The organism is Trinickia sp. LjRoot230, assembly GCF_964253315.1.
Classification (GTDB): Bacteria; Pseudomonadota; Gammaproteobacteria; order Burkholderiales; family Burkholderiaceae; genus Trinickia.
This window is the reverse complement of sequence record NZ_CAXUQX020000001.1, coordinates 1,580,186-1,603,084: the sequence shown is the minus strand read 5'-3', so window position 1 is coordinate 1,603,084 and position 22,899 is coordinate 1,580,186. Positions and strand designations below refer to the sequence as shown.

Annotated in this window: 17 protein-coding genes and 1 tRNA gene; 7 read left to right on the top strand and 11 right to left on the bottom strand. The window is 61.9% G+C overall.

Going from position 1 to position 22,899, the window contains the following annotated elements; all coding sequences use genetic code 11:
- Positions 1 to 146: 146 nt before the first annotated feature.
- Positions 147 to 725 (top strand): phasin family protein, encoded by a 579-nt coding sequence (locus ACSQ20_RS07460; protein ID WP_436018534.1) that lies wholly within the window; start codon positions 147 to 149, stop codon positions 723 to 725.
- Positions 726 to 882: 157 nt separating this feature from the next.
- On the opposite strand, the gene lpdA is transcribed toward ACSQ20_RS07460, so the two are convergent.
- The 3 genes from lpdA to aceE all read right to left on the bottom strand — a co-directional run bounded on the left by lpdA (position 883) and on the right by aceE (position 7,148).
- Positions 883 to 2,649 carry a dihydrolipoyl dehydrogenase gene (lpdA, locus tag ACSQ20_RS07455; protein ID WP_436018532.1) on the bottom strand — a complete coding sequence of 589 codons (1,767 nt, stop codon included), beginning with the start codon at positions 2,647 to 2,649 and terminating at the stop codon, positions 883 to 885.
- A 29-nt stretch (positions 2,650 to 2,678) separates the two neighbouring features.
- Complete coding sequence (aceF, locus tag ACSQ20_RS07450) at positions 2,679 to 4,340, bottom strand: dihydrolipoyllysine-residue acetyltransferase (protein ID WP_436018530.1); 1,662 nt, start codon at positions 4,338 to 4,340, stop codon at positions 2,679 to 2,681.
- A gap of 111 nt (positions 4,341 to 4,451) precedes the next feature.
- On the bottom strand, positions 4,452 to 7,148 hold the full coding sequence (aceE, locus tag ACSQ20_RS07445) for a pyruvate dehydrogenase (acetyl-transferring), homodimeric type (RefSeq protein WP_436018528.1): 2,697 nt from the start codon (positions 7,146 to 7,148) through the stop codon (positions 4,452 to 4,454).
- A 273-nt stretch (positions 7,149 to 7,421) separates the two neighbouring features.
- Between aceE and fixL the strand changes: the two genes are divergently transcribed.
- The 4 genes from fixL to ACSQ20_RS07425 all read left to right on the top strand — a co-directional run bounded on the left by fixL (position 7,422) and on the right by ACSQ20_RS07425 (position 13,920).
- Positions 7,422 to 9,932 carry an oxygen sensor histidine kinase FixL gene (fixL, locus tag ACSQ20_RS07440; RefSeq protein WP_436018526.1) on the top strand — a complete coding sequence of 837 codons (2,511 nt, stop codon included), beginning with the start codon at positions 7,422 to 7,424 and terminating at the stop codon, positions 9,930 to 9,932.
- Complete coding sequence (gene fixJ, locus ACSQ20_RS07435; protein WP_436018524.1) at positions 9,929 to 10,567, top strand: oxygen response regulator transcription factor FixJ; 639 nt, start codon at positions 9,929 to 9,931, stop codon at positions 10,565 to 10,567. Before fixL ends, fixJ begins: the two co-directional genes overlap by 4 nt.
- Before the next feature lie 312 nt (positions 10,568 to 10,879).
- Positions 10,880 to 11,740, top strand: a complete 861-nt coding sequence (gene folD / locus ACSQ20_RS07430; RefSeq protein WP_436018522.1) for a bifunctional methylenetetrahydrofolate dehydrogenase/methenyltetrahydrofolate cyclohydrolase FolD — start codon at positions 10,880 to 10,882, stop codon at positions 11,738 to 11,740.
- A 56-nt stretch (positions 11,741 to 11,796) separates the two neighbouring features.
- On the top strand, positions 11,797 to 13,920 hold the full coding sequence (locus tag ACSQ20_RS07425) for a M3 family metallopeptidase (protein ID WP_436018520.1): 2,124 nt from the start codon (positions 11,797 to 11,799) through the stop codon (positions 13,918 to 13,920).
- A gap of 41 nt (positions 13,921 to 13,961) precedes the next feature.
- Here the strand turns inward: ACSQ20_RS07425 and ACSQ20_RS07420 are convergent, their stop codons facing one another.
- The 5 genes from ACSQ20_RS07420 to ACSQ20_RS07400 all read right to left on the bottom strand — a co-directional run bounded on the left by ACSQ20_RS07420 (position 13,962) and on the right by ACSQ20_RS07400 (position 19,552).
- A complete protein-coding gene (locus tag ACSQ20_RS07420; protein WP_436018518.1) occupies positions 13,962 to 15,248 on the bottom strand; it encodes an amidohydrolase family protein in 1,287 nt (428 codons plus the stop codon).
- Positions 15,249 to 15,307: 59 nt separating this feature from the next.
- Positions 15,308 to 16,480, bottom strand: coding sequence for a DNA polymerase IV (gene dinB, locus ACSQ20_RS07415; protein WP_436022971.1), 1,173 nt, complete (start codon positions 16,478 to 16,480; stop codon positions 15,308 to 15,310).
- A 50-nt stretch (positions 16,481 to 16,530) separates the two neighbouring features.
- Positions 16,531 to 18,093, bottom strand: a complete 1,563-nt coding sequence (locus ACSQ20_RS07410) for a methyl-accepting chemotaxis protein (RefSeq protein WP_436018516.1) — start codon at positions 18,091 to 18,093, stop codon at positions 16,531 to 16,533.
- A 389-nt stretch (positions 18,094 to 18,482) separates the two neighbouring features.
- Complete coding sequence (locus ACSQ20_RS07405; RefSeq protein ID WP_436018514.1) at positions 18,483 to 18,770, bottom strand: hypothetical protein; 288 nt, start codon at positions 18,768 to 18,770, stop codon at positions 18,483 to 18,485.
- Positions 18,771 to 18,772: 2 nt separating this feature from the next.
- Complete coding sequence (locus ACSQ20_RS07400; protein ID WP_436018512.1) at positions 18,773 to 19,552, bottom strand: DUF899 domain-containing protein; 780 nt, start codon at positions 19,550 to 19,552, stop codon at positions 18,773 to 18,775.
- Positions 19,553 to 19,969: 417 nt separating this feature from the next.
- Here ACSQ20_RS07400 and ACSQ20_RS07395 point away from each other — a divergent pair, with 417 nt between their 5' ends.
- Both ACSQ20_RS07395 and ACSQ20_RS07390 read left to right on the top strand, forming a co-directional pair.
- Positions 19,970 to 20,449 carry a DUF2778 domain-containing protein gene (locus ACSQ20_RS07395; protein WP_436018510.1) on the top strand — a complete coding sequence of 160 codons (480 nt, stop codon included), beginning with the start codon at positions 19,970 to 19,972 and terminating at the stop codon, positions 20,447 to 20,449.
- On the top strand, positions 20,446 to 20,718 hold the full coding sequence (locus tag ACSQ20_RS07390) for a hypothetical protein (RefSeq protein ID WP_436018508.1): 273 nt from the start codon (positions 20,446 to 20,448) through the stop codon (positions 20,716 to 20,718). Before ACSQ20_RS07395 ends, ACSQ20_RS07390 begins: the two co-directional genes overlap by 4 nt.
- A gap of 44 nt (positions 20,719 to 20,762) precedes the next feature.
- On the opposite strand, the gene ACSQ20_RS07385 is transcribed toward ACSQ20_RS07390, so the two are convergent.
- The 3 genes from ACSQ20_RS07385 to ACSQ20_RS07375 all read right to left on the bottom strand — a co-directional run bounded on the left by ACSQ20_RS07385 (position 20,763) and on the right by ACSQ20_RS07375 (position 22,856).
- Complete coding sequence (locus tag ACSQ20_RS07385) at positions 20,763 to 21,065, bottom strand: hypothetical protein (protein WP_436018506.1); 303 nt, start codon at positions 21,063 to 21,065, stop codon at positions 20,763 to 20,765.
- A 74-nt stretch (positions 21,066 to 21,139) separates the two neighbouring features.
- Positions 21,140 to 21,216, bottom strand: a tRNA-Met gene (locus ACSQ20_RS07380).
- A gap of 56 nt (positions 21,217 to 21,272) precedes the next feature.
- Positions 21,273 to 22,856 carry an outer membrane protein assembly factor BamB family protein gene (locus ACSQ20_RS07375; RefSeq protein WP_436018504.1) on the bottom strand — a complete coding sequence of 528 codons (1,584 nt, stop codon included), beginning with the start codon at positions 22,854 to 22,856 and terminating at the stop codon, positions 21,273 to 21,275.
- Positions 22,857 to 22,899: the final 43 nt, after the last annotated feature.

The following is a 22,899-nucleotide window of genomic DNA, read 5'->3' as shown; positions in this document are numbered from 1 at the left end:
TGATGCTTGACATTTGTGCACATCGATCTAAAATATGAACCGTTGTTGCGACGCACAAAACGCATCGCGCATAGCCCCAAATTCCGACGCCGTGCCATTAACCTATGCGACCCGCACAAGACGGGTCATTTTCCAGGAGCGTAAACATGACTCTGCTGACACCTGAGCAATTCGCCGCAGCACAGAAGGCCAACTTCGACGCACTTTTCGGTTTGACCAACAAGGCGTTCGAAGGCATCGAAAAGTTGGTCGAGCTGAACCTGCAAGTCGTGAAATCGACGCTCGCGGAAAGCCAGGAAAACGCGCAACGTGCGCTGTCGGTGAAGGACGCGCAAGAGCTGCTCGCGCTGCAAGCTGGGCTCGCGCAGCCGGTTGCAGAAAAAGTGCTGTCGTATGGCCGCCATCTGTATGAAATCGCCTCCGCGACGCAAGCCGAGTTCGCTCGCGTAGCCGAAGCGCAGTACGAAGAACAAAACCGCAAGGTGCAAGCGCTCGTCGACAACGTCGCGAAGAATGCCCCGGCGGGTTCGGAAACGGCTGTCGCCGTGATGAAGTCGGCCATCACGGCCGCCAACACCACGTACGAAACGGTTCACAAGGCAACGAAGCAAGCGGTTGAAATCGCCGAGAGCAACTTCAACGCCGCCGCCACGGCTGCAACGAAGGCCGCCCAGCAAGCCGCTTCGCAAGCCTCGCGCGCTGCACCGAAGAAGTCGGCCGCCTAAGCTTTAAGCGACCGCCTGCATTCGCACAGTTCGAAGGCTCGGCTGGCCGCACTGATAGCACGCGCCTCTCGGCAGTACCCTAGTTAAGCCAGAGAACAAAAACGGCGCGCTCCTTTTCGGGAGCGCGCCGTTTTTTTCGGCCAGACGCGTAAGCCGCTTACCTCTTCCTTTGCGGCGGAAGATCGGTACAGACACCTTCGTAAAGCTCGGCAGCCATGCCGATCGATTCGCCCAAGGTCGGATGCGGATGAATCGTGCGGCCGATATCGGCGGCATCCGCGCCCATCTCGATCGCCAAGCAGACTTCGCTGATGAGGTCACCCGCATTCAATCCGACAATGCCGCCGCCAATCACGCGGTGCGTCTCTTCGTCGAAGATCAGCTTCGTGAAGCCCTCGTCGCGCCCGTTGGCAATCGCACGGCCCGAAGCCGCCCAGGGGAAGACGGCCTTGCCGTATTTGATCCCCTCGGCCTTGCACTGGTCCTCGGTCTTGCCCGCCCACGCCACTTCCGGGTCGGTATAGGCCACCGATGGAATCTGCAATGCGTCGAAGTAGGCTTTCTCGCCATGTGCCGCTTCGGCCGCGACGTGGCCTTCATGCACCGCTTTGTGCGCCAACATCGGCTGGCCCACGATATCGCCGATCGCAAAGATATGCGGGACGTTCGTGCGCATCTGCTTGTCGACTTCGATAAAGCCGCGTTCCGTCACTGCCACGCCCGCTTTGTCAGCACCAATCTTCTTGCCGTTCGGGCTGCGGCCAACCGCCACCAGCACGAGATCGTAGCGCTGCGGCTCCGGGGGCGCCTTCTCGCCTTCGAATTTCACGTAGATGCCGTCCGGCTTGGCCTCGGCCGACGCCGTCCGGGTTTTCAGCATGACGTTGGTGAAATGCTTGCCGCCGTACTTCTCCCAGACCTTCACGAGATCACGATCGGCGCCCATCATCAGCCCATCAAGCATTTCGACGACATCGATCTTCGCGCCGAGCGTCGCATAAACCGTCGCCATCTCGAGCCCGATGATGCCGCCGCCGATCACGAGCATGCGCTGCGGAATCTGACGCAGCTCGAGCGCCCCCGTCGAATCCACCACACGCGGGTCCTCCGGCATAAACGGCAGTTTTGCGGCCTGCGAGCCGGCAGCGATGATCGCTTGCTTGAACTTCACCACTTTTTTGCCGGCGTCGCCTTGCACTTCGAGATGATGCGCATCGGCAAACGAGCCAACGCCGGTCACGACTTCGACCTTGCGCGCCTTCGCCATGCCGGCGAGGCCTGTCGTCAGCTTCTTCACCACACCCGCCTTGAATCCGCGCAGCTTGTCCAGATCGATCTGGGGCGGGCCGAACGTAATACCGTGCGCTGCGAGCGCGGCGGCTTCGTCGGTCACCAGCGCCGTATGCAGCAGCGCCTTCGATGGAATGCAGCCGACGTTCAGGCACACCCCGCCGAGCGTCGAATACCGCTCGACGAGCACCGTCTTCATGCCGAGATCGGCAGCACGGAAAGCGGCAGAGTAACCGCCGGGGCCCGCGCCCAGCACAAGCATGTCGCACTCGATATCCGCCCCGCCCGCGTAGCTCGCGGCTTGGCGGGCGCTGGCCGTCGGCTTGGCCGCTTCGCGCGGCGCAGCCGGCTCGGCTGCCGCTGCGGGGGCGGGCGAGTCGGCCGCGCCCTCGCCTTGCTGCGTCTCGAGAACGGCAACGATGGTGCCTTGCGATACTTTGTCGCCGGCCTTGATGCGGACTTCCTTCACCGTGCCGGCCATATCGCTCGGCACCTCCATCGACGCCTTGTCAGACTCCAGCGTCAGCAGCGATTGCTCCTTCTCGATGACATCGCCCGGCTTGATGTTGACCTCGATTACATCGACGTCCTTGAAGTCGCCAATATCCGGCACTTTCACTTCGACGAGACTCATTCACGTCCCCTTCTTGTTAGCGTCGACAATCACAGGATCACGCGCCGGAAATCGGCGAGCAGCGCGGCGAGATACGCATTGAAACGGGCTGCTTCGGCGCCGTCGATCACGCGGTGGTCATACGAGAGCGAGAGCGGCAGCGTGAGGCGCGGCACGAACTGTTTGCCGTCCCACACGGGCTTCATCGCGCCTCTCGACAAGCCGAGGATCGCGACCTCGGGGGCGTTGATGATCGGCGTGAAATGCGTGCCGCCAATGCCGCCCAGCGACGAGATCGAAAAGCAGCCGCCTTGCATTTGATCCGGCTTGAGCTTGCCTTCGCGCGCCAGTTTCGAGAGCTCGGCCATCTCCTTGGCCACCTCGATCAAGCCCTTCTTGTCGGCATCGCGAATGACGGGCACGACGAGGCCGTTCGGCGTGTCGGCCGCAAAACCGATATGGAAGTATTGTTTGAAGACGAGGTTATCGCCGTCGAGACTCGCGTTGAAGGTCGGGAACTTCTTGAGCGCGGAAACGGCGGCCTTGATCACGAACGCGAGCATCGTGATTTTCACACCGGCTTTCTCGTTTTCCTTGTTCAGTTGCACGCGCAACGCTTCGAGTTCGGTGATATCGGCTTCGTCGTTGTTCGTGACGTGCGGAATCATCACCCAATTGCGATGCAGATTCGCGCCCGAGATTTTCTTGATGCGCGAAAGCGGCTTCGGATCGATCGGACCAAACTTCGTGAAATCGATCTTCGGCCACGGCAGCAAATTGAGCTCGCCACCACCAGCCGGCGCGGCGGCCGACGCGCCCGGCTGCGCACGCTGCCCGGTCATCACGCCTTTAACGAATGCCGTGACGTCTTCTTGCGTAATGCGACCCTTCGGACCGGTGCCCGACACCTGCACCACATCGACGCCCAGTTCGCGCGCAAACTTACGCACTGACGGCGATGCATGGCTCGGGCGGCGCACACCCCCTTCGCCAGCCGGAATCAGCGGCGCCTGCGCCAACGCCGACGGATGCGCCGGCATGCGTTGCGGCGTGTCGGCCCGCGGCAGATCAGAGGGCGGCTCCACCGTCTTCGCCTGCGGCGCGGCGGCTTGGCTCGCCGGCTGCGCCGACGCGGCGCCCGCCGTGCCTGCCGCTTCGAGCAGCAGGATCACCGCGCCTTCCGAGACGTTATCGCCCACCTTCAGCTTGATTTCCTTCACGACACCGGCGGCCGGACTCGGCACGTCCATCGTCGCCTTGTCGGATTCGAGCGTCACGAGCGATTGCTCTTTCTCCACATGATCGCCAACCTTCACGGCAATCTCGATGACCGGCACATCCTTGTAGTCGCCGATATCGGGAACCTTGACTTCTTGCAGCGCACCGCCCGACGCAGCCGGTGCAGGTGCCGCGGCCGGTGCAGCCGCTCCATTCGCCTGCGCGGGCTTCGCAGCGGGCGCGGCAGCGGCTTGCGCGCCGTCGAGCACGATGATCAGCGTGCCCTCGGACACAGGATCGCCTTGCTTGACCTTGACTTCCTTGACCGTGCCCGCGGCGGGACTCGGCACGTCCATCGTCGCCTTGTCCGATTCGAGCGTGATAAGGGATTGCTCTTTCTCGACGGTATCGCCGGGTTTGACCAGCACGTCGATGACGGGAATGTCCTTGTAGTCGCCGATGTCCGGCACCTTGACTTCGATCGCTTGACTCATTTGTTGGTGTCTCCAGGGCTCGATCGCACGCGCCCGCCGGTTACTCATCGCTCGTCTACTCGCTGAGTGCCGACAGGCGCGCGCGGCATGGCCGCACGCGAAGGCGATGCCTTAAACGGTCATCGGGTTGGGTTTGTTCGGATCGAGCTGGTACTTCGCGAGCGCGTCCGCAACAACCTTGCGCTCGATCGTACCTTCGTCGGCCAGCGCATTGAGCGCCGCAACGGCGACCCAGTAGCGATCGACTTCGAAGAAATGACGCAGATTGGCGCGCGTATCGGAACGACCGAAGCCGTCGGTGCCAAGCACGACATAACGCTGCGGCACATAGGCGCGAATCTGCTCGGCGAGTGCGCGCACGTAATCGGTCGACGCGATGACGGGGCCGCGCGCATCCTTGAGCAGCGTCTCGACGTGCGACAGCTTGCGCGGCTCGTTCGGATGAAGCAGGTTCCAACGCGCAATGCTCTGACCTTCGCGAGCGAGTTCAGCGAAGCTCGGCACGCTCCAGAGATCGGCCACCACGCCCCAATCGTTCTTGAGCAGATCGGCGGCGGCAATCACCTCGTTGAGGATCGTGCCCGCACCCATCAGCTGCACGCGTGGCGCCTTCGCCGCAGCATCGCTCTGCTTGAGCGCATACAAGCCCTTGATGATGTGCTGCGCCACGTGCTCGCCCTGCGGCATGGCCGGGTGCTCGTAGTTCTCATTCATCACGGTGACGTAGTAAAACACGTCCTCCTGCTCCTGCACCATGCGGCGCAGGCCGTCTTGCATGATGACCGCAAGCTCATAGCCGAACGTCGGATCGTAGCTCACGCAGTTCGGCACCGACGACGCCCACAGCAGCGAATGGCCGTCTTCGTGCTGCAAGCCTTCGCCATTGAGCGTGGTACGGCCCGCCGTACCGCCGAGCAAGAAGCCCCGCGAGCGCATATCGCCAGCTGCCCAGACGAGGTCGCCGATACGCTGCATCCCGAACATCGAGTAGAAGATATAGAACGGCACCATGATCTCGCCGTGCGTCGAATACGACGTCGCGGCCGCGATCCAGTCGCACATACCGCCGGCTTCATTGATGCCTTCCTGCAGAATCTGGCCGGTTTCCGATTCCTTGTAGAACATCAACTGATCGGAATCTTCCGGCACATACTTCTGGCCGTCCTGGTTCCAGATGCCGATCTGGCGGAACAGGCCCTCCATGCCGAATGTGCGTGATTCGTCCGGCACGATCGGCACGACGCGTTTGCCGAGCGCCTTATCCTTCAGAAGGATATTCAGAATGCGCACGAACGCCATCGTCGTGGAAATTTCGCGGCCTTCACCGGTGCCCTTGAGCAGCGGCTCGAATGCCGACAGCGCCGGCACGGGCAACGACTCGGCTTTTTGCCGGCGCGTCGGCAGATAGCCGCCCAATTCTTCGCGCCGTGCACGCATGTACTCGAGCTCCTTCGAGCCCTCTTCGAACGTCAGATACGGCACGTTGACGATCTCTTCGTCCGAGATCGGCAGGCGGAACTGATCGCGGAATATCTTGAGCTGATCCACCTGCATCTTCTTTTGCTGGTGGGTGATGTTCATGGCCTGGCCCGCTTCGCCCATGCCATAGCCCTTGATCGTCTTCGCGAGAATGACGGTCGGCTGCCCCTTCGTTTGCGTGGCCGCGTGAAAAGCCGCGTAGATCTTGTGCGGATCGTGGCCGCCGCGGTTCAGGTTCCAGATGTCCTCGTCGGACCAGTCGGCCACGAGCGCCTTGAGTTCCGGCGTGTTGAAGAAGTGCTCGCGGACAAACGCGCCCGATTCCGATTTATACGTCTGATATTCGCCGTCGACCACCTCCATCATTCGGCGCATCAGCGCACCGGTCTTGTCGCGTGCAAAAAGCGCATCCCAGCGGCTGCCCCAGACGACCTTGATGACGTTCCAGCCCGCGCCGCGGAACTCCGATTCGAGTTCCTGGATGATCTTGCCGTTGCCGCGCACCGGGCCGTCGAGCCGCTGCAAGTTGCAGTTGATCACGAACACGAGGTTCTCGAGCCGCTCGCGGCCCGCCATGCCGATGGCGCCGAGCGATTCCGGCTCGTCCGTCTCACCGTCGCCGAGGAACGCCCATACTTTGCGGCCTTCGGTTTTGGCGATACCGCGCGCCTGCAGGTACTTCATGAAACGCGCCTGATAAATCGCCATGATCGGGCCGAGACCCATCGACACCGTCGGGAATTGCCAGAAGTCCGGCATCAGCCACGGGTGCGGATATGACGAAATGCCCTCGCCGCCCACTTCCTGACGGAAGTTGTCGAGCTGCTTGGCAGTCAAACGGCCCAGCAAGAAGGCGCGCGAATAGATACCGGGCGACGAGTGGCCCTGCACGAACACGAGATCACCGCCGTGCTGCGCCGAAGGGGCATGCCAGAAGTGATTGAAGCCGACGTCGTAGAGCGTCGCTGCAGAGGCGAACGAGGCGATATGGCCGCCCACGTTGGTATCCTTGCCGGCACGCAACACCATCGCGATCGCGTTCCAGCGCGTATACGAGCGAATGCGATGCTCGATGTCCTGGTCGCCAGGAATCTTGGCCTGGTCGGCAACCGGAATCGTATTGATATAGGGGGTGTTGGCCGAAAACGGCAGATGTTCGCCATGCACGCGGGCGAATTCGATCTGCTTTTCGATCAGATAGTGCGCGCGGTCCGGCCCGACCGCGGAAATGACGCCATCCAGCGCCTCGAGCCATTCGCCGGTTTCTTGCGGGTCGTCGTCGTTCTCGGCGGCGACATATTTCATCACTTCGTCGGGCACAGCGGACATTCTCGTCTCCTGAATAGACAGTGCTCTTTGAACAGACGACGCGGGCCAGCGCAGGGCCGCGACAGTTGAGCGCGATTGTAAAGAGCCCGGCCGCGCATGCGCAACCAATATTTCGAATTACGAGATGATTTCTCATCATGCGAAATATTGCTGCGACGCACATCGACAAAGAAGCGGGGGCAGGCGCGCGCTCCGCGTTTGGGCCGGGATGTGTGCGGGTTTTCCCCCCTTTTGCGCCAATTGGCGGCGTTGCGCTGCGCTACAATTCGAGCCATGTTGACCGATCGGCTTTTCGCACGTTCGGCGCGGGCGTCCGGTCCACGGGCGGATTCCGCGCCCCGCTGGCACCACGGACCGTGGTGGTCCAATTCCTATTTGCTGACTCCGCTGCTGTCGATCCTGGTGTTCCTGGTCGTGATGAGCCTCATCCTGTGGAGCCTGAACCGGCGCGAGCAGCAGCAGCAGGAAGACACGCTCTATCGCAACGTGGCGTGGGCACAGCAGCAAATCCGATTGTCGATGACGGGCGCGCAGGAGCAACTGCAGGCGCTCGCGCGCGACCTCGCGGCAGGCCATACCGACCAGCGCGCATTCCAGGTGTCGACGACCGACATCATGCAGGCTCACCCCGAGATTCTCTACCTGAACTGGTACACAAGCCAGAAGCAGCCGCGTTGGCCCAACACGGCATTGCCGCTCGCCGGGCAGCGGTTCGCCCGGCTCACCGATGCGCAGATGGACGTGGCCGTCACCGCCGCGTTCGCCGAGGCGCGCAGCACGCGGCGCCAAGTCTATTCGGCGCTGATTTACGGCGATTTCGGCAATGGGTATCTGACGCTGCAAACGCCGATCTATCGGGACCGCGAATTCCTGGGCTCGATCGCCGCCGTCTTTTCGATCGAAGGGATGCTCAAGCACGATATCCCGCCCGAACTGTCCGCAAAGTACAAAATTTCACTGATCGACGCCAACAATCGCGAGCTCGCGACGACGTCGACCCGCCCACGCCTGCCGCGCGATCTTTTCTACGATTTGCCGCTCGATCCGCCGGGCCAGGGCCTGACCGTACGCGTCTATGCCTTTCCGCAGCTGACGAATTTTACGAACAACACGCTCGTATGGCTCGTCGCGGGCCTCTCGTGCTTCGTTCTGTGGAGTCTTTGGAGCCTGTGGAAACACACGCGGCAACGTTTTGAAGCGCAGCAGGCGCTCTATGCCGAAGCGTTTTTCCGACGTGCAATGGAAAACTCGGTGCTGATCGGCATGCGCGTGCTCGACATGCATGGCCGCATCACACACGTGAACCCCGCGTTTTGCCGGATGACGGGCTGGGACGAGACCGACCTCGTCGGCAAAACAGCGCCGTTTCCGTACTGGCCGCGCGACGCCTATCCGGAAATGCAACGCCAGCTCGACATGACGCTGCGCGGCAAAGCCCCCTCCTCCGGTTTCGAGTTGCGCGTGCGCCGCAAGGACGGCTCGATCTTTCATGCGCGCCTGTATGTGTCGCCGCTGATCGACAGCTCGGGCCGGCAAACGGGATGGATGTCGTCGATGACGGACATCACCGAACCCAAACGCGCGCGAGAAGAACTTGCGGCCGCGCACGAACGGTTCACCACGGTGCTCGAAAGCCTCGACGCCGCCGTTTCCGTGCTGGCCGCCGACGAAGCCGAGCTGCTGTTCGCGAACCGCTACTATCGCCATCTGTTCGGCATTCGCCCCGACGGCCATCTGGAGTTGGCGGGCGGCGGGTTCGACAGCACGCAGGCGTCGTCCGATTCGATCGACATGGTCGACACCTACGCCGGGCTGCCCGCGGCGGCGCTCACCGAAAGCGCGGCCGATGCGCAGGAAATCTACGTGCAGAGCATCCAGAAGTGGTTCGAGGTGCGGCGTCAATATATTCAGTGGGTCGACGGGCATCTCGCACAGATGCAGATCGCAACCGATATCACGACGCGCAAGCAGGCACAGGAACTGGCCCGCCAGCAGGAAGAGAAGCTGCACTTCACGAGCCGCCTGATGACGATGGGCGAAATGGCGTCGTCGCTTGCGCACGAGTTGAACCAACCGCTGGCCGCGATCAACAATTATTGCTCGGGCACCGTCGCGCTCGTCAAAGCCGGCCGCACGACATCCGACACGCTTTTGCCGGTGCTCGAAAAGACGGCGCAGCAGGCAGTGCGCGCCGGCATGATCATCAAGCGCATTCGCGAGTTCGTGAAGCGCAGCGAGCCGAAGCGGCAGGCGGCGCGCGTATCGGACATCGTCGCCGACGCGGTCGGCCTCGCGGAACTCGAAGCCCGCAAGCGCCGCATCCGCATCGTCACCGAAATACGCTCGCGCCTGCCCGTCATCTACGTGGACCCGGTCCTGATCGAGCAAGTGCTCGTCAATCTGCTCAAGAACGCAGCGGAAGCGATGCATGACGCGCGTCCGCACGCGATCGACGCCGTGATCCGCGTCATCGTGCGGCTCGATGCCGGTTTCGTCTGCATCAGTGTCGTCGACCAAGGGCCGGGAGTCGACGAAGCAGCTATCGAGCGCTTGTTCGAGCCGTTTTACAGCACGAAGTCGGACGGCATGGGAATGGGACTCAATATTTGCCGTTCGATTATCGAGTCGCATCGGGGGCGCCTGTGGGTCGTCAACAACATCGACGCCAATGGAAAGGTCACAGGCGCGACTTTTCACTGTAGTCTGCCGATCGGCGAGCCCGCCGATCCGAGTTATGGCGGGTCCGAGGCGCAGCGACCACAAACCGTTACGGGAGAGTTATGAGTAGCCCAGTCACCAGTCAGGAAACCGTCTTTGTCGTCGACGACGACGAAGCCGTACGCGATTCGCTGCGTTGGCTGCTCGAGGCGAATGGCTATCGGGTGCAGTGCTTCTCGAGCGCCGAACAGTTCATCGAGGCCTATCAACCTGCTCATCACGCCGGCCAAATCGCCTGCCTGATCCTGGATGTGCGGATGTCAGGCATGAGCGGCCTGGAACTGCAAGAGCGGCTCATTACCGAGAACGCCTCGCTGCCGATCATCTTCGTCACAGGCCACGGCGACGTGCCAATGGCCGTTTCGACGATGAAAAAAGGCGCGATGGACTTCATCGAGAAGCCATTCGACGAAGCCGAGCTGCGCAAGCTCGTCGAGAGAATGCTCGATAAAGCCCGCAGCGAAAGCAGCACGGTTCAGCAGCAGCGTGCGGCCGCCGAACGGCTGTCGAAGCTGACCGCGCGAGAGCATCAGGTGCTCGAACGGATCATCGCGGGCCGGCTCAACAAGCAGATCGCCGACGACCTCGGCATCAGTATCAAGACGGTGGAGGCTCACCGCGCCAACATCATGGAAAAGCTCAACGTCAACACGGTCGCCGACCTGCTGCGACTCGCGTTGTCGAACAAGCCCCAGCACTAACGCTTAGGCCTTGTAACGGTCGCACTGGCTGCGCTCGGGCATCGGGCGCAGCCGGGCCGACCATTGCGTCGAGCCGGTTCGCGCCGCAACGGGGCGCGCCGCCTTGTTCGCCCTTTGTCCGTTCCTTGCTCGCCTCCCCTTCGACGCGCGGCCCCCGGCGGTATAATTTTGATTTTGCACGCTGGGGCGCGCGCCGTCGCACGTTTCGCGTTGCCAGCCTACGCCGAGCGCAACTTTTTCCTCCTTTGAGTTTCGCGTCGCCGCAGCCAGGCACGCACAGCATCACCCATTCTTTTCAATCCCGACCACACCATGACAGCCACATTGATCGACGGCCTCGCCCTTTCGAAGACCCTGCGCATCGACGTCGCTGCGCGCGCCGCCGCACTGACGGCGCGCGGGCACCGACCGGGCCTTGCTGTCGTACTCGTTGGTGACAACCCCGCGAGCGAAGTCTATGTCCGCAACAAGGTCAAAGCCTGTGAGGACAACGGCATTCACTCGTCGTACGACCGCTACCCGGCCACACTCTCGGAAGCCGCGCTGCTGGAACGCATCGATGCATTGAACCGCGACCCGAATATTCACGGCATCCTCGTTCAGTTGCCGCTCCCGCCGCACATCGACAGCCACAAGGTGATCGAGGCGATTGCACCGGAGAAGGACGTCGACGGATTTCACGTCGCGAACGCCGGGGCACTGATGACGGGCAAACCGCTCTTTCGGCCGTGCACGCCCTATGGCGTGATGAAAATGTTCGAGGCTTACGGCGTCGATCTAAAGGGCGCCAACGCCGTGGTCATCGGCCGCTCGAACATCGTCGGCAAACCCATGGCCCTGCTGCTGCTTGAAGCAGGCGCAACCGTCACCATCTGTCATAGCAAGACGCGCGATATCGCCGCGCATACGCGTGCCGCCGATGTGATCGTCGCCGCAACGGGCCGGCGCAATCTCGTCACCGCCGATATGGTCAAACCGGGCGCAAGCGTCATCGATGTCGGCATGAATCGCGACGATGCAGGCAAGCTCTGCGGTGACGTCGATTTTGCCGGCGTGAGCCAAGTGGCCAGTTTCATCACCCCGGTACCTGGCGGCGTCGGTCCGATGACGATCACGATGCTGCTCGTGAACACCATTGAAGCGGCCGAGCGATGCGCTGGTAACGCCGCTTAAAGCAGGGACGCGGGCGACGCGCCGCGTCCCCCGATCAACGACAGACAGGAAGCGCCATGGCTCAGCACACACCCGACACATCCGCGAACCCGCTGCTCGATTTCTCCGGCTTGCCTCGCTTCGGCGACATCCGGCCGGAACACGTCACGCCCGCACTCGATACGCTGCTCGCCAATGCGCAGGCGGCGGTCGACCGCGCACTCGATCCGCAAACCCCGGCGACTTGGGCCGATGTGGTCGACGCAACCGAGCGCGCCACCGAGCCGCTTTCGCGAGCCTGGAGCATCGTCGGTCACTTGAACGCAGTGGCGGACACGCCCGAATTGCGCGCAACCTATGGCGAGAACCTGCCGCGCGTCACCGAATTCTGGTCGAGTGTCGGGCAGAACCTCGCCCTGTTCGAAAAGTACAAGGCCATCGCCGCGAGCCCGGCCTTCGGCGCGCTCAGCAGCGAGCGCAAGAAGATCCTGGATAACGCGTTGCGCGACTTCCGCTTGTCGGGAGCCGAGCTACCTGACGATAAAAAGCCGCGCTTCATGGCATTGCAAGAGCGCCAGGCAGCATTGGCAAAGGCATTTTCCGACCACGTGCTCGATGCAACGAATGCCTACGCATACATTGTGAAGACCGAGGCGGAACTCGCGGGGTTGCCTGCCGATGTCGTCGAGGCCGCCCATCAGGCGGCGCAACGCGCGGGCATCGAAGGTTGGAAATTCACACTGCATTTCCCGTCGTACTTCCCTGTCATGCAATACGCCACGCACCGTCCGATGCGCGAGGCGATGTACCGCGCCTATGTCACACGCGCTTCCGAACTCGGCACCCGCTACGGTGACGGTAAAGCCGAGTGGGACAACACTGCGCTCGTTGCCGAGCTTTTGAAGCTGCGGCGCGAGGAAGCGCAGATGCTCGGCTATGAGAACTTCGCCGAAGTGTCGCTCGTGCCCAAGATGGCCGACTCGCCCGCTCAGGTCATTGCTTTTCTCGAAGATCTCGCTCATCGCGCGCGTCCCTACGCGGAACAAGACTGGCAGGAGTTGCGCGAATTCGCTGCGAACGAGCTCGGCTTGGCGAAACTCGAACCGTGGGACGTGGCCTTCGCTGGCGAGCGCTTGCGCGAAAAGCGCTATGCGTTTTCCGAAAACGAGGTCAAGCAGTATTTCCCCGAGCCGGCCGTCCTCGGCGGGTTGTTCAAAGTCGCCGAAGCGCTCTTTCGCGTGCGCATTCGCCGCGATGAAGCACCCGTCTGGCATCCCGACGTGCGCTTTTTCCGCGTCGAAGATCAGGACGGCTCGCTCGTCGCGCAGTTCTATCTCGACCTCTATGCGCGCGAGGGCAAGCGCGGCGGAGCATGGATGGACGACGCACGCGGACGCCATCGCCGTGCCGAAGGCGAGATGCAAACGCCGGTTGCGTACCTGACTTGCAATTTCTCGGCGCCCGTCGGCGGCAAGCCGGCTTGCTTCACGCACGACGAAGTCATCACGCTCTTTCACGAATTCGGTCACGGGCTGCATCACATGCTGACGCGCGTCGATGAGCTTGGTGTATCGGGCATCAACGGCGTCGAATGGGACGCTGTCGAGTTGCCGTCGCAGTTCATGGAAAACTTCTGCTGGGAATGGGACGTACTGAGCGATATGTCATCCCATGTCGATACGCACGCGAAGCTGCCGCGCGCACTATTCGACAAGATGATCGCCGCCAAGAACTTCCAAAGCGGGCTTGGCACGATGCGGCAAATCGTCTTCTCGATGTTCGATATGCGGCTGCATATCGACTTCGATACCGAAGGTGCGCAAAGCGCGAATGACCTCGCGCGCGAGATCAACGAGCGGTATCACGTGATCGAGCAAGCGTCATTCTCGCGTTGGCCCAACACGTTCAGCCACATCTTCGCAGGCGGCTATGCCGCGGGCTATTACAGCTACAAATGGGCCGAGGTGTTGTCGGCCGATGCGTATGCCGCATTCGAGGATGCGGCGCAGACAACGCAGGGCAGCGTGCTCGACGCGCGAACGGGCGAGCGGTATCGCCGCGAGATTCTCGAAGTGGGCGGCAGCCGGCCGGCGATGGAATCGTTCAAAGCGTTTCGCGGACGCGCACCGACGATCGACGCGCTACTGCGGCACAACGGTATGGCGGGCACGCCCGCGCAATCACCACGGCAGCAGCAGTAGCGGTAGCAATCGCCCGATACGGGTGGCGCGGCGGGGCATCGTCAGCGGTGCAATTTGAAATCCACCTCCGCCGGCCGCCCGTCGATCGTAAGCGAAGCTCGCGCGGCCGGCGAGCGTGCGATCACCCTGCCGCGGCGAATCACCACCAGCCGCGCCGCACGTAGTCGAATTGCCTCCACCGGGTCGCGCGCATCGAGCACGACGCAATCCGCATTGCAGCCGGGCTCGATGCCATAGTCCCGCAAACCAACTATGCGAGCGGCATTGACGGTCACAGCGTCGAACGCTGCCCGCATCGCAGCCTGGCTCGTCATCTGCGCCACGTGCAGGCCCATATGCGCGACTTCGAGCATGTCTGCCGAGCCGAGTCCGTACCACGGGTCCATCACGCAGTCGTGGCCGAATGCCACGTCGATGCCGGCCGCCAGCATCTCGGGCACGCGCGTCATGCCACGGCGTTTCGGATAGGTGTCGGCGCGGCCTTGCAATGTAATGTTGATCAGCGGATTGGCGATGGCGGCGACGCCGGACTCGCGCATCAGCGGCAACAGCTTGCTGACATAGTAGTTATCCATCGAATGCATCGACGTCAAATGTGAACCTGCGACGCGCCCGCCCAGGCCGAGCCTGTGTGTCTCTGCACAGAGCGTTTCGATGTGACGCGAAAGCGGATCGTCCGATTCGTCGCAATGCATGTCGACGGGCAAGCCCTGGTCGGCCGCAAATTCGCAGAGCATGCGTACCGAGCGCGCACCGTCGACCATCGTGCGCTCGAAATGCGGAATGCCGCCTACGACATCAACGCCCATCGCGATAGCACGTTTGAGGTTGTCGAACGCGCCGGGCGCGCGCAACAGGCCGTCTTGCGGAAAGGCGACCAGTTGCAAGTCGAGATACGGCGCGACACGGCGCCTCACCTCGAGCAGCGCTTCGACTGCAAGCAAGCGCTCGTCGCAAACATCGACATGCGAGCGAATGGCGAGCAAGCCCCGCGCGACAGCCCAGTCGCAGTACTGCATCGCCCGCTCGACGAGTGCTTCCTGCGTCAGATGAGGCTTGAGCTCGCCCCACAGCGCGATGCCTTCGAGCAGCGTGCCCGACTGATTCACGCGCGGCAGCCCATAGGAAAGCGTGGCGTCGAGATGAAAGTGGGCATCGACGAAAGGCGGCGTGACGAGGGCGCCGGCCGCGTCGATTTCCTCGTGTGCCGATGCGGCGAGATGCGGTTCGACTGCTTCGATACGGCCGCCGGTGATGCCGATGTCGACCGGCGAGTCTCGACCTGCGGCATGTGACGGCAAGGTGGCGCGGCGAATGATGAGGTCCATCGGCAGATCTTCGAGCGAGCGGATGAAGGGATGAATGGATGAACGGTCTGCTGCCGATTCTAACCCGTCCCACCGCTGTGATCGCCGCTTGAACGGTCGATGTGATCAAGCTCGTCATCGAAGAGCGGAAATTGACTGCGGTCGCGATCGTCATCTTCCTCAAGTCGTACGCCGACGCCCAGCAAGCGCACCGGACGATCGCGCCGCGCGAGACCCTTTTCCAACAGCGCGAGCATCGTTGGCAGATGGGTTGCGTCGGCCACGCATTCCACCGTCGTGCGCTGAAAATCGGCGAAACGAATTTTGACGAAGAGCTTGCGCACGGCCGCTGCCGCGCCCGCCCGCTCGATGCGGCTGTCCAACTGCTCGGCAAGGCGGCGCACTTCGTCGGCACATTCGTCGACGGTACGCAAATCCGTCACGTAGGTCGTCTCGACACTGATCGATTTGCGCTCCTGATCCGCGTGCACCGCGCGGTGATCGATGCCGCGTGCAAGCTCGTAAAGCCGCGTGCCGAAAACGCCGAAGCGGCGGTGCAGCTCGACGAGGGGCCAGCCGCGCAAATCATCGCAGGTCGCAATCCCGAGTTTTTCGAGCTTTGCCGCCGTGACTTTGCCGACACCGAAAATCTTGCGCACCGGCAATGCGGCGACGAAGGCATCGACCTCGTGCGGCCGGACGACGAACAGACCGTCCGGTTTCTTCCAATCGGACGCAATCTTCGCGACGAACTTGTTGGGCGCCACGCCAGCCGATACCGTGACGCCCACCGTTGCCCGCACGCGCTCGCGGATTTGCGCCGCCATCAGCGTCGCGCTGCCTTGGCACAACGTCGAGTGGGTGACATCGAGATAGGCTTCATCCAGCGAAAGCGGCTCTACCTGGCTCGTGTACTCGCGGTAAATCGCCATGATCAGGCGCGAGGCCGCGCGGTACTTGTCCATCGCCGGGGGCAGGATCAGCAAATCGGGGCATTTGCGCACGGCAAGCGCCGAGGACATCGCCGAATGAATGCCGAAGCGTCGCGCCTCGTAATTGCAGGTGGCCACGACGCCGCGTTGCTCTGGCCGACCGCCTACGGCCAGCGGACGTCCGCGCAGGCTCGGATCGTCGCGCATCTCGACCGACGCGTAAAAGCAGTCGCAATCGCAGTGGATGATCTTGCGAGCGGACGTGCCAGTGGCGGACGGTGCCAGCGGAGGGGGAGGTTCGTGCGTGCTCAAAGTGAGCAACACTGTACAAAAGCACAGTGTTTATTTCAAGCAGCACGTCAACTCACGCGTCAAATCGCCTTTGTGCCAGCGAGATTAAAGAATGCAACCGCCGCACTCAGTTGTCGGCCTTGCTCGTCGAGCGACTGCGACGCTGCAGCGGCTTCTTCCACGAGCGCGGCATTTTGCTGCGTGACCTCATCCATCTGCGCAATTGCCACGCCGATCTGTTCGATCCCGCGGCTTTGCTCGCCCGATGCCGCTGCGATCTCGCCCATGATGTCGGTCACGCGGGCGATCGCATTGGTGACCTCGGCCATCGTATTGCCTGCGTCGCCGGCGAGCGCCGAGCCGTCTCGCACCGTCTGCACCGAAGCCGCAATGAGTTCCTTGATCTCTTTGGCCGCGCTCGACGAACGTTGCGCGAGGCTTCGCACTTCGCTTGCCACCACCGCGAAGCCGCGGCCCTGCTCGCCAGCACGCGCCGCTTCGACGGCTGCATTAAGAGCAAGGATGTTGGTCTGGAACGAGATGCCTTCGATGATGCCCGTAATGTCCGCGATTTTGGTGGAGCGATCGCTGATCTGCGTCATCGTCTCGACCACGCGCCCAACCACTGAGCTACCCTTTTGCGCGACGTCCGATGCATTCGAGGCCAACGCACTTGCCTGCTGCGCGTTTTCGGCGTTCAGGCGCACGGTCGAAGTCAGCTCCTCCATGCTCGACGCGGTTTGTTGCAACGACGACGCCTGCTGCTCGGTGCGCGAGGACAGATCGAGGTTGCCCGAAGCGATTTGCGACGTCGCCGTCGCAATCGTTTCACTGCCCGAACGGACTTGGCTTACCACTTGCTTGAGACTCTCGCTCATCTGCCCGAGCGTGCTCAGCAGTTGGCCCGTTTCGTCGGACGTCGTAGCAACGATACGATGCGTCAGATCACCGCTCGCGACGTTGTGCGCGAAGGCCATCGCTTCATTCAGCGGTTGCGTGATCGAACGTGCTACGAAAGCCGCCAGCACGAGCACCCCGCACAGCACGACCACCGCGCTCACCGCCTCCAGCGATTCGGCCTCGCTGATGATACGCGCCGCATTGGCAGCGCCTTGTTTGCCGAGTTCGGCATTGTATGAACGGTGTGCATCGATAGCGGCACTCGCGCGCTGCACGGCATCGGCCAGCCGCGTGCCGATGAGGTCGTCGGCTTCCTGCTTCTTTCCTTCGCCTGCCAACGCGATGACTTGCGCGCGCACTTGCTCTGCTTCGGCGACAGCCGCCCGATCGGCCGCGAGCAACGCGCGGTCTTTCTCATCGGAAAGCAGTTGCTCGTATTTCGCAAACTCCGCAGCGGCCTTTGCATGCTGTTGGTCGATTGCATCCGCGACGGTCTTCGCCGCTTGTGCATCGGCTGCTGAAACATATTTGCCCATCAATATGCGCGCGGCGCCGAGCGCATCGGCTGCGCGATCGAGCGTGAGCACACTCGGCACCGTATTTTCGGTGGAATAGCTAGCCGCCTGGTAGACATGGCGCGTCTGATAGATGCCGAAGCCCGTGATCGCGAATAACGCCAGCGCGGCGACAAGATTCAACATCATCAGTCGACGAGCGATTTTCAGGTTGCGAAACCAATTCATGGTGCGTCCTCTAGTAATACGCATGCGGCGCCTGTGAAACCGCCCATCGAGACGGAACACGCACACCTCTGTTAAGGCGATTGAACTTCTTCGGTCGCATGAGAGGACTTGCAATAGAACATCGCAGCAGTCGTTAGTTAGTACTACGAAGCAAAAACAGTCCCGTCGGGTTAGCCGAAGAATTAACGGGGCGGGTGCGCGCGGATGGATCGTCGTCAAGCGAGGAGCCTCGAAAAAGGCACTGCTCGTCGGCGCCGCGGCGACTGCCTGGATGACCGTATATCGGCCGCGTCGCGCTCGGCTTTAGGCTTCTTTATGGGGGGCATAGCAAAGGCTGCGGCCCCGTCACGCGCATGGCGTGACGGGGCCGCGTACGATCGTTTCGCCGCTTAGTGCGACCGGCGAGTGCGGGTATGCGTGCGGGTGCGGATCAGCTTCAGCCAAGGGCTTGCGTGGAAGGCGCTCATCAGCAGATACATCGTGACCATCCCATTTAGCGGCGATGCGTGCGCGGTCGAGCAGATCGTTTCCATCGGCCCGCCGCCCATCACGCCGGTCAGAAGCGCCATGATGGCGAAGGTTGGCGATGCGGCGAAGGCCAATATGTCTGTCATCTTCAGCGCCGTGCTCCGCGCGATCGCGCCGCTGTCGTGTCGACCTGAGCAGGCCTCGCTCATCGCTAGCTGCTCGCGTGCTGCTTGCGGAACGCCGCCTCTCCCGCGTCCGACACTTCGACCCACTTCTTGTCGGGCGGTGCGTCGGCGACATAGCTGTCGTGCCAATTCCACCACTTGTAGGTCGGCGTCTGCGGATAGCCTTCCGGAGAATCTTCCCAAAGCTCCTGCCGCCCGAGCGGGGTGATGTCGAGGTAGTTCCAGGTGCCGCCCATCTGCTCGTCGCCGCGATTGTTGATGAAGTATGTACGAAACACTTGATCGCCATCGCGATAGAACACGTTCGTGCCGTGCCACTCCGCCACGTCGAAGTCAGCGTCGAAGTCGTCGGTGATCGTGAACCACGGCATCGTCCAACCCATATGCGCCTTGAGCCGCGCGATGTCTGCCTGGGGGGCGCGCGAGACGAAGACAAGTGTGGTGTCGCGGGCGTTCAGATGGGCGACGTGGGCGACTTGGTCGGCCACCATCGAGCAGCCCCGGCACGCGTGCTCCGGCCATCCGAACACCCCTGGTTCATAGAACGCGCGATACACGATTAGCTGACGCCGGCCCGCGAACAAGTCGCGCAGGCTGACCTTGCCTTGCGGTCCGTCGAACGTGTAGTCCTTGGGCACAGCCAGCCACGGCATGCGCCGGCGCTCAGCGGCCAGTGCATCGCGGGCGCGCATCAGCGCTTTTTCCTTCACGAGTAAATTCGCGTGCGCCGCCTGCCATTCTTGCGACGATACGATCGGTGGTGTGTGCATCGCAGGCTGTCCATCGTTTTCGACTGATGTAGTCATGGCTTTTGAAATCTCCGAATATCGGCGAATGCTCACTCGTGCATCTTGAGTCTGAACCGTGAGCGAGCATTCGCAATGGGTCGCTCGTTGTCGTTCGTCGATAGTATTGACGCTGAACGCCGAAGGGAGGGAGTGACAAATGTGGCGCGAATTCGGAGAATCGAGCTCGACTTCGCGAGCGGCCGATATCGCTTTAGCGTCGCACTTATGCATCCGCGCTCTCGGTTTGAGCGCGAATCCAACCGAGCGGGAACTCTAAGTCCAGTAAAACGAGACAGGCAGCTTTAATGCAGGCCGAGGCTCCGCGCCCTGCGGCGCGAAAGACTGCATCCAGACGCCCGCTCAATTGCACCCAAGGCGAGATCCGGTTTGCTATCCTTTCGTTCCTAATATTAATAAATCCGAGGGCACCCGAACATGTCGGCACAATGCACGTTCTCCCTGAACGGCCAACCAATAAGCGCACTAGTTTGCAATGGCCAGCGTTTCCCCGCTTTTTCGGGAGATGTCGGTCACGAAAATAAGCCAGAAGACACAGCACTTGCCAAGGCAGGCCCAATTCCGAAAGGACGCTACTACATCATCGCGCGCCAGAGCGGTGGTCGACTTGGGTGGCTTCGCGATCCCATCCTGGATGAATTCAGCAATTCGCATAGGCATGAATGGTTTTCGCTCCACCCAGTCACGCGCCCGTTAGATGATTGGGTGATCGTCAACGGCGTGCGCAGGGATGGCTTCCGCCTCCATCCTGCAGGGCGCCAACGTTTGAGCGAAGGATGTATTACCCTCACCGAACGGTGGCGGTTCAACGCACTTCGATCCTTGCTGCTTTCACTACCGCCGAGCGTCATTCCAAACACGAAGATCCGATACTACGGCGTAGTGGAGGTCCAATGAAATACGCATTGCGCACCGCCTTCGTGGTCGGGCTTACGTACGTGTACCTGCGACTCATCTACCTATCCGACTCGATAGACGAGATGCGGAAGAGCCCGGCCGGCCAAAAGGCGTATTTTCTTCTTGCCGGGCTGGTTAACGCACACAATGCCGACGAAGGCGAAACGTTGTTATTGCTGGTTTATTTCGTCATCGCTCTTGCGGCAGCCTGCGTTACAGTGTGGGCCGTATATCGATTTGTCGTACGGCCGGTCCGTGGTCGCAAGTAGGTTACATGGGTTTCGTCACCGCTTTGCGAGAAGCGCCCCGCCCCCTACGTACCGTTCCGACGGTCGCGCCGTCTCGCAAACAGTTCGCGCATCAGTGGCGACAGGTATCGACAGATGCCCCATACGACGATTACGGCCAACAAAAACGACATCGCCAGAAAAACACACATCACGAGCGTATCGCCCTGCTCCGGGCCGTTGACACCGAATAGATTCGCTAGCACAACGTAGACGCGGCTACCTTGCGGACTGTTGAATAAGCGCTCGATCCATGTCCAGGAGTAGCCGAGCTTTGCGATGTAAAACGCCAACGCGATAACGGCTAATGCTCTCAACCCGAATTTCATTTGACCTCGCGATTGTTCGCACCAACGCAAAACCCCGGCCTCCTTTCGGAAGGCCGGGGTTTTGCGAGAATCGTTGGTTGCGGGGGTAGGATTTGAACCTACGACCTTCGGGTTATGAGCCCGACGAGCTGCCAGACTGCTCCACCCCGCGTCAGAGAACGAAACTATACCGCGTTTCGCAGCGTAGGTCAAATTGCGTTCGCGATCCTATTTCCCAAACGTGAACGCATAGACCTTGCCATCGCCGGCTACATAAAGACGCTCGTTCGCGGCGACGATAGTCACGAAGTGCCTGAGCCCGGGCATGCTGTCCTCTTGGCGATCGCCTGCGAACACCGAGTCTCCCGTATCAGCTTTAAAGCCATGAAGCCGGTTATCGCCCTCCGCGCCAACCACCCAGACAATGCGGTCATCATGGCCATCGCTGGTGGTCGTGATCGGGCTGCCGACGCCGTCGAGCGGGCGACACCAAGCCGGCTTCACGGCACGCTTCCCAGCGCCGTCGATCCGCAGCACGGTAAGCCCACCGTTGCTCCCATTACCGCCGCACGAAGACAACGGCCGCATATCGCTGAATGCGACGAACGCGGTTTCCCCCGCTGTCCATGCGGCCATCGCCCCCACGATCGGCGCACGCGATACGTCGCTGACATCGAGTGCACCGCCGACTCCGCCCAGATTGTCGCGATCGAGTAGATAAGCCTTGCCGTCTTTGCCGAGCGCGATCATCAGGCGCCGCGAGCGAACGTCGAGCGGCAATGCACCCATGCCACCAAGATCCAGGTCATTGGTGTCCAAGTGCCGCCAGTTCGCGGGCGCGAAAAAGTCTTGTGGATCGTCAGAACGTGCAGGCGCGAGCTTGTCGCGCCGAAGGCGAACGACGGCCTCGCCGTCGGCCCACGACGTTGCTCCGCGCGTGTTACCTGTCGTGACGAACAGTTGACTGTCAGCGGCGCTCATACCTGCCGGCGCCCAAATACCGCCGTTGACGCCGCGCGTATGCCACGCCCCGGCAACCGTTGGCTTATCGAGTTCGACACCGACCACCCAGCCGCGATAACCGCCGCAATCGCCAGTGTGGCCGCCATACGGCACGTAAAGTCGGCCGCCTGCGAGCATCAACGCGGCGCGCTGATTCTGCACCCGTGCATCGAACGCCATACCGCGCGCTTTCAGACCCGCGGCAATATCAACGGGCCAACCTTGCAGCACCGCGCCATCGCGCAGCGACAGCCCGTAGACGAAGTGTTTCAAGTGCTGCCCGTCGCGCACCATCGCGTCGACATAAAGCGCACCTTTCGTGGGATCGATGACCGGTGTGCCCGTCATCCCGAGCGGATCGATGTTGCCGCATGGCAAGTCCGCACGCCGCGCCGGTTCAGCCAGCGCCTTTTTCCAGACGACGACGCCCGTCGTTGCGTTCAACGCATAGACGACGTTCGACTCAGTTACGACGATCAACAGGCCGACCTTCGCACCGGGCGGATGCCAGTAAAGCGGCTGCGCATAAACATGGCCTTCGATCGTTCCATCGAACGCACCGTCCCGATGCAACCCGGCGGCGCTTTCCCATGTCAGGCCTTGCATCACATATTGCCCGCTACGGTTGGCAGCGCCGTGATAGCTGAGCACCGACCCGCTGCCAAGACCCCACGCCGAGGCCACGCGCACAAAGATTAGGACTGCGAACGAAATGAGGACGGCGAGCGGCAAGACGACCCTCGCGATGACGGCCGGCATCCTGCCCTCGTTGACTGGCTCGCCGGGCAGCCTCGACGGTGGTCTCTCCACAGCATGCTCCTTGCCTCGTCGCAAGCTGAATATCATGCCGCAA